General features: G+C 62.1%; 1 protein-coding gene. It reads right to left on the reverse strand.

Annotated features, from left to right (window positions below; genetic code table 11):
* Positions 1 to 113: 113 nt before the first annotated feature.
* A partial coding sequence (locus C9413_RS32580; protein ID WP_170251657.1) for an aldehyde dehydrogenase family protein occupies positions 114 to 581 on the reverse strand: 468 nt, incomplete at its 5' end.

A 581-nucleotide genomic window follows, 5' to 3' on the forward strand; every position in this document is an offset into this window, starting at 1 on the left:
CTTCGTGACTCCTCCCCAAGCTGCAAGTCCGTGCGATGGCACGGGCCGTCCATAAATGAAGGTTCAGCGGGATAGCCGGCGCAGGATGGGTCTTCCCGATGCGTCCGGTCGGTCTACTTTCCCGAAACCTGATGTGGATTGCCGGACCGACCGGGCTTCAGCGCGACATGTTTGTATTCGATGAAGTCATCGAGCGCGGCGGCACCATTCAGCCTCCCCAATCCTGAAAGCATGAATCCGCCTTCTTCGGTGCTGTCGTAGACCTTCGCCCAATCATTCACGAAGACGCTGCCCACCTCCAGCGCCTGAGCGACCCGCAACGCGCGGTCCAGATCTCGCGTCCAAACGCTGGCGGACAAACCGTATTCGCTGTCGTTGGCGAGCGCGATGGCATCGGTCTCTTCGCAGAACCGCTGGATGGTGAGGACGGGACCGAAGGTTTCCTGCTGCACGATCGGGAGGCTGGTGTCCGAGACTTCGAGCAGGGCCGGGCGAAAGAACGCCCCATTCGCCAGCGGGCCGTCGGTGATCGGTCCGCCGCGGACAATCGCTTTGGCTCCAGCATTCACCGCGTCCTGGAC

Source organism: Rhizobium sp. SEMIA 4085 (assembly GCF_013004495.1).
Lineage (GTDB): Bacteria > Pseudomonadota > Alphaproteobacteria > Rhizobiales > Rhizobiaceae > Rhizobium > Rhizobium gallicum.